Origin of the sequence: Arthrobacter sp. H14 (assembly GCF_000520495.1) — a bacterium.
GTDB lineage: Bacteria > Actinomycetota > Actinomycetes > Actinomycetales > Micrococcaceae > Arthrobacter_C.
Map to the genome: position 1 here is coordinate 5,196 of NZ_KI914669.1, position 1,523 is coordinate 6,718.

A 1,523-nucleotide genomic window follows, 5' to 3' on the forward strand; every position below is an offset into this window, starting at 1 on the left:
CTGCGCCGTTCCCGACACTGCCGCACCTAATCCCTGGAAGGCCAACGTTTGAAACCCTCCACTCGCAGACGCCTCTTCCGTGGCGTGTTGTACGCCATTTTCATCATCGCTGTCATGGCCGTCGTCCTGGTCGCCGACTGGGAAGCGATCCTCACCAACTTCCTCGACCTGGAAGTTGCCGCCGAAACGTTCCCTGCGATCATTACCACGGCGGCGAAGAACACCGTTCTGTACACGGTGATTGCGTTTGCCGGAGGCCTGATTTTGGGTCTCATCCTGGCATTGATGAAGCTCTCGCCGGTGGCGCCCTACCGCTGGGTGTCGACTATCTACATCGAGACGTTCCGCGGGCTTCCCGCCCTGCTGGTGATTTTTGGGTTCGCCTTCGCAGCACCTATCGCCTTTAGCTGGTCGCCACCTGGCGGCAGCGTCGGCGCCGGGTTGCTCGCTTTGATCATCGTGTCGGCGGCCTATATTGCTGAAACAATCCGCGCCGGTATTCAGGCTGTGCCGAAGGGTCAGGTCGAGGCCGCCCGGTCGCTGGGCATGCGCCCTAGCTGGACCATGGTGTCGATCGTGCTGCCCCAAGCCTTCCGCATCGTCACTCCGCCCTTGACCAATGAGTTGGTCATCGTCATCAAGGACACGTCGCTGCTGTTCATTGCCGGTATGCTTCTGGGCGAGCGCGAACTGACCACCTTTGCCCGCGATTTGGTTTCGCAGACGGCGAACTCGACTCCGCTGGTGTTGGCCGCGCTGCTGTACCTGGTCATCACATTGCCCCTGACGCGGCTCGTGGCCCGTCTCGAACGACACAACCAGAGGAGCAGGTAAGCGCGATGGCTGAAAGCAATATCCGCCAGAACACCCCGGCCATCGATATCCGGAACCTGCACAAGTATTTCGGCAAGAACGAAGTCCTTAAAGGCATCGACTTCCATGTCGATCAGGGCGAAGTGGTTTGCGTCGTCGGCCCATCCGGGTCAGGTAAGTCCACCCTGCTGCGCTGCGTAAACCGGCTCGAGGAGCCCACCAGCGGCACCATCGTCGTCGAAGGCGTGGACATCACTGATCCGGAAACGGATTTGGACAATGTCCGCACCCGCATCGGTATTGTCTTCCAACAGTTCAACCTGTTTCCACACCTGAATGTCCTGCGCAATCTCACCCTCGCCCAGCAACGGGCCAAGAAGCGCGGCAAGGCAGAGGCCATCGAGGTGGCACGCCGGAATCTGGCCAAGGTCGGCCTTGCCGACAGGGAAGACGCCTTCCCGTCCCAGCTCTCCGGCGGCCAACAACAGCGTGTCGCCATCGCCCGCGCCCTCTCCATGGACCCGGATATGATGCTGTTCGACGAACCCACCAGCGCCCTCGACCCGGAACTGGTCGGCGACGTCCTCGAGGTCATGCGCAAGCTGGCCGACGAAGGCATGACCATGATGGTCGTCACCCACGAAATGGGCTTCGCCCGCGAGGTCGGCGACCGGCTCGTCTTCATGGACGGCGGCGTCGTCGTGGAGCAG

Annotated in this window: 2 protein-coding genes; both read left to right on the forward strand. The window is 61.5% G+C overall.

Translation table 11 applies throughout. From position 1 onward, the window contains the following. The first annotated feature begins 114 nt into the window (after positions 1–114). The gene (locus Y707_RS0115585) at positions 115–834 is read left to right on the forward strand and encodes an amino acid ABC transporter permease (protein ID WP_155853038.1); all 720 of its coding nucleotides are present in this window, start codon (positions 115–117) and stop codon (positions 832–834) included. 5 nt (positions 835–839) lie between these two features. Next, positions 840–1,523, forward strand: a 684-nt coding sequence (locus Y707_RS26565; RefSeq protein ID WP_035781977.1) for an amino acid ABC transporter ATP-binding protein, incomplete at its 3' end; no start/stop codon positions are given.